This is a genomic window from Actinomadura montaniterrae (assembly GCF_008923365.1).
Lineage (GTDB): Bacteria > Actinomycetota > Actinomycetes > Streptosporangiales > Streptosporangiaceae > Spirillospora > Spirillospora montaniterrae.
Genome location: NZ_WBMR01000329.1, coordinates 1 through 7,855, shown reverse-complemented (window position 1 = coordinate 7,855; position 7,855 = coordinate 1). Strand labels below are relative to the sequence as shown.

At 75.2% G+C, this 7,855-nt stretch carries 8 protein-coding genes; 3 read left to right on the top strand and 5 right to left on the bottom strand.

All coding sequences use genetic code 11. The features are described 5' to 3' along the window. Positions 1-1,056: ATP-binding protein (locus tag F9B16_RS47290; protein ID WP_151546814.1), on the bottom strand; the 1,056-nt coding region annotated here is incomplete at its 3' end. Positions 1,057-1,400: 344 nt separating this feature from the next. On the opposite strand from F9B16_RS47290, the gene F9B16_RS47285 reads away from it, so the two are divergent. Both F9B16_RS47285 and F9B16_RS47280 read left to right on the top strand, forming a co-directional pair. Continuing rightward, positions 1,401-2,270: an AraC family transcriptional regulator gene (locus F9B16_RS47285; protein ID WP_225992589.1), complete on the top strand. Its 870-nt coding sequence runs from the start codon at positions 1,401-1,403 to the stop codon at positions 2,268-2,270. 157 nt (positions 2,271-2,427) lie between these two features. Further along, positions 2,428-3,390, top strand: coding sequence for a LysR family transcriptional regulator (locus tag F9B16_RS47280; protein ID WP_151546813.1), 963 nt, complete (start codon positions 2,428-2,430; stop codon positions 3,388-3,390). A gap of 106 nt (positions 3,391-3,496) precedes the next feature. Here the strand turns inward: F9B16_RS47280 and F9B16_RS47275 are convergent, their stop codons facing one another. The 4 genes from F9B16_RS47275 to F9B16_RS47260 all read right to left on the bottom strand — a co-directional run bounded on the left by F9B16_RS47275 (position 3,497) and on the right by F9B16_RS47260 (position 7,016). Next, positions 3,497-4,321, bottom strand: a complete 825-nt coding sequence (locus F9B16_RS47275) for a hypothetical protein (RefSeq protein WP_151546812.1) — start codon at positions 4,319-4,321, stop codon at positions 3,497-3,499. A 1-nt stretch (position 4,322) separates the two neighbouring features. Continuing rightward, positions 4,323-4,907: a papain-like cysteine protease family protein gene (locus tag F9B16_RS47270; protein ID WP_151546811.1), complete on the bottom strand. Its 585-nt coding sequence runs from the start codon at positions 4,905-4,907 to the stop codon at positions 4,323-4,325. Between the two features lie 214 nt (positions 4,908-5,121). Continuing rightward, a complete protein-coding gene (locus F9B16_RS47265) occupies positions 5,122-6,363 on the bottom strand; it encodes a sensor histidine kinase (protein WP_151546810.1) in 1,242 nt (413 codons plus the stop codon). Further along, on the bottom strand, positions 6,360-7,016 hold the full coding sequence (locus tag F9B16_RS47260) for a response regulator transcription factor (protein WP_151546809.1): 657 nt from the start codon (positions 7,014-7,016) through the stop codon (positions 6,360-6,362). The genes F9B16_RS47265 and F9B16_RS47260 overlap by 4 nt, the downstream gene beginning before the upstream one ends. Before the next feature lie 167 nt (positions 7,017-7,183). Here F9B16_RS47260 and F9B16_RS47255 point away from each other — a divergent pair, with 167 nt between their 5' ends. Beyond that, a complete protein-coding gene (locus F9B16_RS47255) occupies positions 7,184-7,696 on the top strand; it encodes a hypothetical protein (RefSeq protein WP_151546808.1) in 513 nt (170 codons plus the stop codon). The last annotated feature ends 159 nt before the right edge of the window (positions 7,697-7,855 follow it).

Below are 7,855 nucleotides of genomic sequence, written 5' to 3'. Positions count from 1 at the left end.
CCGCGCGCGCTCTGCCCCGCCACCGGACGCGGCGGGCCGCGTCCGCGGGTCGTCGGGGACGTCGGTGAGCAGCGCGCTCGGCACGAACACGACGGCGCGCACGCCGCCGTAGGGGGACCGCGAGTCGACCGACACCGTGAACCCGTACCGGGCGGCGAGCACGCCCGCGACGGCGAACCCGACGCGCGGCGGGTCGCCGAGCCGGTGTACGTCCACCGACGCCTCGCCGGACAGCAGCTCGGCGGCCCGCTGCAGCTCCTCGGCGTCCATCGCGACGCCCGCGTCGTCGATGGTGATCGCGACGCCGTTGTGCGCGGTGCGGAAGTTGACCTCGACGGCGGTGTCGGGACGGGAGTGGCGGGCGGCGTTGTCGAGCAGCTCGGCGAGCGTCAGCACGACCGGCTCGACCGCCCGCGCGGTGATCGCGACGTTCACCGGCCCCTCGAGGTTGACCCGCAGGTAGTCGCGGATGCGGGAGGTCGCGCCGCGCACCACGTCGGTCATCGAGGACGCCGACCGCTGCTGGCCCGGCCACGACCCGCACAGCACGGCGGTGGCCTGCGCGCGCCGTCCGAGCTGGGCGTTCATGTGGTCGATGCGGAGCAGGCCGTCGAGCACGTCGGGGTCGTCGTGCCGCTCCTGCATGGTGGAGATGGCGAGCTGCTGCTCGTTGGCGAGGCTCTGCACGGCGCGCATCATCGCGCGGAGGGTCGACTTGGCGGACTGGTCGGCCCGCGCCCTGACCCGGTCGGCGGACCCGGCGAACAGGTCCATGACCGTCTGCAGGGACTGGCCGAAGGCGGGCGCCTTGCGGGTGAGGTCGTGCAGCGGCCCGGCGACGCGCATGCCCGGGTTGTGGAGGGAGTCCATCAGCTCGGGCAGCCGGACGTCGGCGAGGTGCCGCAGCTCCTTGTCGCGCAGCTCGACGCCGGCCGCGAGGGCGGCGTTCTGGTCGCGGAGCTCGGCGGCCAGCCGCCGCTGGCGGGCCAGCTGGACCGCGGCGGCGACGCCGGCGGCGGCCACGACGACGAGCGCCGCCAACAGGATTTGCTCCATCAGGTCCTCGTGCACAGGGGAGTCGGGCGAGGCGGGCCGGCGTGGCCCGTCCCGTGGCCGGTGGGGTGGGTTCCGGCGGCGCCGGCCGTGGAGGTGACGCGCCGCGGTTTCGTGACCGTAGGCCGGGGCGGCGCGGGGGCGCTTGTGCGCGCGCGCAGAGAACTTGCCGCGGGGCGCATGCCACGATCACCGGTAGTCCGATACGCGTTACTTTCCGGCGTGTTCGGCTGATTTGGCGGCAGTGCTCGTACTACCCTCACCTGCGGCGGGCCGCCGTGATCAGCGCGTCCCCGACGCCTGCTCCGGCGCCGCCCGCCCGGGTGCGGCACGGCGGAAGGGCAGGGGTGGACGACGGCGCCTACCAGCTCGTCCTGCGCCGGTCGGAGCAGATCGACTGCGTCCGCACCGCCGGCCAGGCGCGCCGCGAGCGCACCGACGCCTACCGCCTCCTCCTGCCGCTCGACGGCGAGCTGACCCTGGCCCAGGACGGCCGGGAGGCGCGGCTCCGCCCCGGCACCGGCGGCCTCGTCACGCTGGCCGAGCCGTTCCGGATCGGCATCGCCGCCGGGAACGGCCCCGCCGCCGGGAACGGCCCCGCCGCGCCCCGCGTGCGGGACGCGAGCCGGCGCGGCGCCCCCGCCCGGGCGTTCGTCATGACGATCCCGGGGCGCGAGATGGACCGCCGGCTGCGCCGCCCGTCCCCGGTCGCCACCCGCCTCGACCTGTCCACCGGCCTCGGCCGCGTCGTCGCCGACATGGTCCGCGCCGTCGGCGAGGAGCGCCGCGCGCTCAGCGCCGCCCAGTTCGACGCCGCCTGCGACCGCATCACCGAGCTGCTCTGCGTGATCGTCGCCGGCCGGCAGCGGCCCGCCGCGCCCGGCCACCTCGCCGAGGTCGAGGCGGTCGTGCGCCGCTACGTGCGCGAGCACGCCACCGAGCCCGGCCTCACCGGCGCCGCCGTGGCGCAGGACCTCGGCTGGTCGCTGCGCCAGGTGCAGCTCGCCCTCCAGCACGCCGGGACGACGCCGCGCGAGCTGATCCGCGAGGAGCGGCTCCGGCTCGTCCGGGACCGGCTGCGCAACCCGCAGGACCGCGACGTCACCATCACCGACATCGCGCACGCCACCGGATTCTCCTCGGCCAGCGCGCTCAGCACCGCGTTCCGGCGCCGGTTCGGGGTGAGCCCGCGCGAGCTGCGGCACGCCGCGCACTGACCGTCCGGCGACCGGCCGGCGACCGGCCGCCGCCGGGCTCCGCCGGGCGCTGAGCGCGACCGGATTGGCACGCTTCTCCATTCACCCCGCGCGGCGCCGGGGTTACCATTCGGCTGAGTTCGTCGGACGGGGCAGACGCGGGTAGGAGCGTGCGCTCGTGGATCTCGGCCCCCACCACCTCCGGATGATCGAGGCCGTCGCGGCGACCGGCAGCATCAGCAAGGCCGCCGCCCGGCTCGGGCTCACCCAGCCCGCCGTCAGCACGATGCTGCGCCGCGTCGAGGGGCACCTCGGCGTGCAGCTGTTCGTCCGGTCCCCGGAGGGGGTGCTGCCGACGCCGGTCGGCGCGGAGGTCGCGACCCGGGCGCGCGCGGCGCTGGCCTGCATCGACGACCTGAACGCGGCGCTCGCGCACCGCCGCGACCCGGCGTCGGTGCCGTCGCTGCGGCTCGGGGTGCAGGCGTGCCCGGCGCTGACCCGGCTGAGCGACCACCTCGGCGAGCTGTCGGCGTCCGCGCGGCTGCACCTGCGCGTCGACCCGGGCGGCGGCCGGATCCCCGCGCTGCTGGGGTCCGGCGCGCTCGACGTCGGGCTGTTCCAGGAGCCCGCCGGGCACGGCAGCCCGCTCCGCGAGGGGCTGCGGCGGCTGGTGCTGGTGGAGCGCGAGCCGGCGCTGGTCGGGATGTCGGCGGCGAGCCCGCTGGCCGCCGGCCGCACCGTCGCCCTCGCCGAGCTGGCCGAGCACGACTGGATCGACGACCCGCTCGACGACGGCCCCTGGCCGGCCTACTTCCGCGCCGCCTGCGCCGCCGCCGGGTTCCAGCCGCGGGTGCGGTTCTGGGCGACCGACTGGCAGATCTCCTCGTCGCTGATCCGGTCGGGACGGGCCATCGGCATCTACCAGCCGACCGCGGGCCCTCGCGACGGCATGGCGTTCCGGCGGATCACCGGCGACCCGCTCGCCCAGCGGGTCGTGCTGGTGTGGCGCCCGGAGGCGGAGGACGCCGCCATGCGGCTCCGCGCCGTCTTCACCGACGTCTACCTGGAGCTCGTCCGGGCGCAGCGCGTCTACGGCGAATGGTGGGACGAGCACCCCGAAGCCCACCCGGCCCTCCGATGACGCGTGTTCACGGGGCGCGTCCCGCAGGCCGCGGAGCGGGCAAGCCTGCGGGACACGCCCCCAAGCGCGGGTTCAAGGAGGGGGGACGAGAACCCGCGTGCGGCGGCTACCCGGGAACGCGCCTGCGGCGGGCCGCGACGATGCCGGCCGCCGCGGCCAGCGCGCCGCCGGCGCCGAGGGCGGACAGGAGCGGCGCCGCGCCCCCGCCGTCGCCTCGCTTCCCGACCCCTGTGCGGGGCGTGTAGCCGCCGAGCCTCCCGGACCGCTGGTAGGACGATCCGGGCAGCTTGTCGGCGTACCGGGTGCGGACCAGGGTCCGGTACGCCGCCACCGTCACGCCGCGTTTCCCGACCGACGTCGTGGCGGTGGGGTTCAGGCCGGTGACCCGGCCGTCCTTGAGCCGGTACCAGGCGTTGATCTGCGGCTCGGTGAACACCGTGCCGCCGCCGGCGCGCGCCGGGTAGGCGGCCTCGTCGGTGCCGGAGATCACGTTCATGACCGTCCAGCCCTTGCCCCGCCTGGTCAGCCACATGGTGGCGTGCTGGCCGGTCGCCGAGTGCGCGCCGACCGCGAGGTAGGCGAACACGGCGACGGGCGCGTCCTGCCCCTTCACGAACGCCGGATTCAGGGTGTAGACGGGCCGGACCGCGCCGTCCAGCGCGGGTGCCTTCGCCGCCTTGGCGGCCTTGCCGACGGCCTGGCTCGTCAGCTTCCCGTGCTGGTGCTGGTCGAGGTGGACGAAGAAGGTCGCGAGCCGGTCCTTGGCGGCGGGCGCGGCGGCGACCTTCGCGGCCGCGGCCGTGTCGGCGGGGGACGGTGCGGCGGGGGACGGGGCGGGACCGGCGGCCAGCGCCGTCCCGGTTCCCGCGACCATCGTGACGCCGAGGCCGGCGGTCACCGCTCCCGCGGCGAGCTTCGCTGATGCGCGCATGTCAACCACCGATCCCCGACAGGGCCTCGCCCCACTGGAACTGGTAATTGCTGACGTAACTGCTGTAGTCCATTTCGGAGTACCGGGGGCTGGAGGGCCACGGGTCGCCGTAGGAGATGGTCCGGCTGCCCGGGTCGTAGCCGTAGATGACCTGGGAGTGCCCGCCTCCGGCGGACCAGTAGATGCCGGTCTGGATGGGGCGCTGCCCGTCGATCTCGCCTTCCACGCCCTGGAACGAGAGGGGCCCGCTGACGTAGCCGGGGTTCAGGCCGAGCGCCTGGAACGCGCGCTGGTCCCATTCGAGCTGCCCTGCCTCGTTGGGGCAGTAACCGCCCTGCGGGTAGCCGCGCGCGAGATTGCAGAAATCGTTCTGGCTGACGTTGCCGGCGCCGAAGTACTTGGCGATCGTCAGCCCGCTGGCGGCCCAGCACCACTGGTCCTGCTGCTGCACCTGCTGGGTGATGGGGAGTTCGCCGGCCGCGGCGACTCCGGTGCCGGCCGCGGCGGCGAGGGTGCCCGCCGCGACCGCGGCGGCCCCGCACGCGAGCCGCCATCGTGCCCGGGCGGGCCGGGTACGCGTTCTCATTCGCTTCCGCCTTTTCTCCCGGCGTGCCGAAGAGCGCCTCGCGCGCGGGGAGCCATGCAATTCCCTCCGGTGCCGGGGTGGATTCTCCGGACGGAAATGCCGTGCGCGAGGCCGAAGGAACGCGATTACAGTCTCATTCGCACGGAAAACCGGGAAATGCCAACAGGCCATAACCCCCGGCTATGCCCCCGCCCCCGCCGCCGAACCTTCCCGGTCAGGGCGGGGTCGCGGGGAGGGCCACCGTCACGGACAGGCCGCCTTCGGGGCGGGGGTGGGCGGTCACGTCGCCGTCGTGGGCGCGGACGATCGACTGGACGATGGACAGGCCGAGGCCCGCGCCCTTGGCGGTGACGACGCGGTCGCCGTCGAGGCGGCGGAACGGCTCGAACAGGCCCGGCACCTCGTAGGACGGGACGGGCGGCCCAGAGTTGGCGACCTCCAGGACGGCGTGCCCGTCCCGGGTGCCGGAGGTGACGCGCACCCAGCCGCCCGGGCCCGAGTTGTGGCGGATGCCGTTCTCGACGAGGTTCTCCACGACGCGTTCGAGGAGCAGCGCGTCGCCGCTGGTCATGGCCTCGCCGGGGGCGGTCGTGACGGTGATCCCGTGCTGCGCGGCCTCCGGTGCGGTCCGGGCGGCGACGTGCGGGACGACGTCGGCGAGGTCGACGGGGGCGCGGCCGGTGATCTCGTTCTCGGAGCGGGCGAGGAGCAGCAGCCCGCCGATCAGGCGCTCGTGCCGGGAGGTGATCTGCAGCAGGTCCTCGCCGAGCCGCAGCACGTCGGGGGACGCGGTCTTGCGGTGCATGGCGACCTCGACCAGCGCGCGGCCCAGCGTCAGCGGGGTGCGCAGCTCGTGGGAGGCGTTCGCGACGAAGCGGCGCTGCCCGTCGAAGGACCGGTCGAGCCGCTCGACCATCGTGTCGAAGGTGTCGGCGAGCTCCCGGACCTCGTCGTGCGGGCCGCGCAGGGCGATCCGCTCGTGCAGGACGCGGTCGGCGGCGGGCGCGCGGGCGATCCGCCGCGCGGTCTCGGTCACCCGGTGCAGCGGGGCGAGGACGCGTCCGGCGATCAGCCAGCCGAAGCCGGCGGCGATGCCGCCGACGGCCAGCAGCGCGATCGACCCCTGGGTGACCAGGGATTTCGTCGCGGCGGCCTGGTACTCGTCGTGCTGCTTGCGCATCAGGCGTTCGATCTCGGCGGTCGCCTTGGCGGTGTCGGGGACGGCGCGGGACGTCCCGTCCACGTTCAGCAGCGTGCGGTCCCCGCCGTTGGGCGGCTGCTGCGTCGTGACGCGGGCGAGGACCCGCGTCCCGGACCGGTCGAGCTGCTGGGTGAACAGCGCGTACGTGACGCCGAGGAGCACCAGGCCGGCGGCGAGGAACAGGCCGCCGTAGGTCAGCGTGAGGCGGGCGCGCAGCGAGACGCGGCGCGGCCCGCCGATCGCGGTGATCTTCATGGGATCCGGTACCCCGCTCCCTTGACGGTCTCGATGACGGGCGGCTCGGCGAGCTTGCGGCGCAGCTTCAGGACGGTCAGCCGGACGGCGCCGGTGAACGGGTCGGCGTGCTCGTCCCACACCTTCTCCAGCAGCTGCTCGGCGGACACGACGGCGCCGTCCGCGCGCAGCAGCTCGGCCAGGACGGCGAACTCCTTGCGCGCGAGCGGGACGTACCGGCCGTCGCGGAACACCTCGCGGCGCGCCGGGTCGAGGGTGATCCCGGCGCGGCGCAGCGTCGGCGGCGCGGCGGGCCGGGACCGGCGGCCGAGGGCGAGGACGCGGGCGGCCAGCTCGGCGAACGCGAACGGCTTGGTGAGGTAGTCGTCGGCGCCGAGGCCGAGCCCGGCGACCCGGTCGGTGATCTCGGCGGCGGCGGTCAGCATCAGCACCCGGGCCGCCGCGCCGGCCGTGACGAGCTCGCGGCAGACGTCGTCGCCGTGCACGACGGGCAGGTCGCGGTCCAGCACGACGACGTCGTAGTCGTTGACGCCCGCGCGTTCGAGGGCGGACGCCCCGTCGTGCGCGAGGTCGACGGCGTGCGCCTCGTCCCGCAGCCATTCCGCGATCGCGTCCGCGAGGAGCGGTTCGTCCTCCACCACCAGCACCCGCATGCCGTTCCTTCCGCCAGATCCTGATCGCCGATGGTGCCGGGCGGTGTGTTTCCTCGCCGTAAGGCCCGGGGCGGGGGCGGGCGGAAACGGTGGGGAAACGTGCGGCCGCGTTGCATCGCTCCTCGTCCGGCCGGAGCACGTCCGGCCGCCGAACGAGGGGACGAGACATGCGACTGCGCACCCAGGGCGCCCTTGCGGCGCTGCCGCTGGTGATGGCGCTCGCGCTGACCGGTTGCGGGTCGAAGGACGGCGGGGACGGCGGGGTGGCGTCGGCGGGCGGCGGCAAGCAGGCCGCGGCGTCCAAGAGCGCCGACCCGAAGGAGATGGGGGTGAAGTACGCCCAGTGCATGCGCGAGCACGGCGTCCCGATGGACGACCCGCAGGGCGGCCGGGTGACGCTGAAGCTCGACGGCAAGACGCCGAAGGAGAAGGTCGACAAGGCGCAGGAGGCGTGCCGGCAGTACAACCCGATGGAGAACGGCGCCGCTAAGGCCGATCCGAAAATGCAGGAGAAGGTCCGGGAGTTCTCCGAGTGCATGCGCAAGAACGGCGTCGAGGACTTCCCGGACCCGAAGCCGGGCCAGCAGGGGATCATGATGGACAAGAAGCTGTCCGAGGACCCCGACTTCAACAACGCGCAGCAGAAGTGCAAGGACGTCATGGGGGGCGGTCCGAAGTGACGGCCCTCGGGGAGCGGGCGGCCGAGGACGGGGGGCGCCGCGCGCGGCGGCGCCGGCCCGCCGGCCGGGCCGGCGGGCGGCGCTCGCGGCGGCGGCCGCCGTGGCCGTCGCCGGCGGTGCCGCCGCCGTCGCGCTGAACACCGGCGGCGGCTCCGGCGA

What these genes read in the sequence shown, in the direction of transcription:
- F9B16_RS47270 (WP_151546811.1), bottom strand. Translation starts at nt 4,907, where the DNA reads ATGAGAACGCGTACCCGGCCCGCCCGGGCACGATGGCGGCTCGCGTGC.
- F9B16_RS47275 (WP_151546812.1), bottom strand. Translation starts at nt 4,321, where the DNA reads ATGCGCGCATCAGCGAAGCTCGCCGCGGGAGCGGTGACCGCCGGCCTC.
- F9B16_RS47265 (WP_151546810.1), bottom strand. Translation starts at nt 6,363, where the DNA reads ATGAAGATCACCGCGATCGGCGGGCCGCGCCGCGTCTCGCTGCGCGCC.
- F9B16_RS47260 (WP_151546809.1), bottom strand. Translation starts at nt 7,016, where the DNA reads ATGCGGGTGCTGGTGGTGGAGGACGAACCGCTCCTCGCGGACGCGATC.
- F9B16_RS47255 (WP_151546808.1), top strand. Translation starts at nt 7,184, where the DNA reads ATGCGACTGCGCACCCAGGGCGCCCTTGCGGCGCTGCCGCTGGTGATG.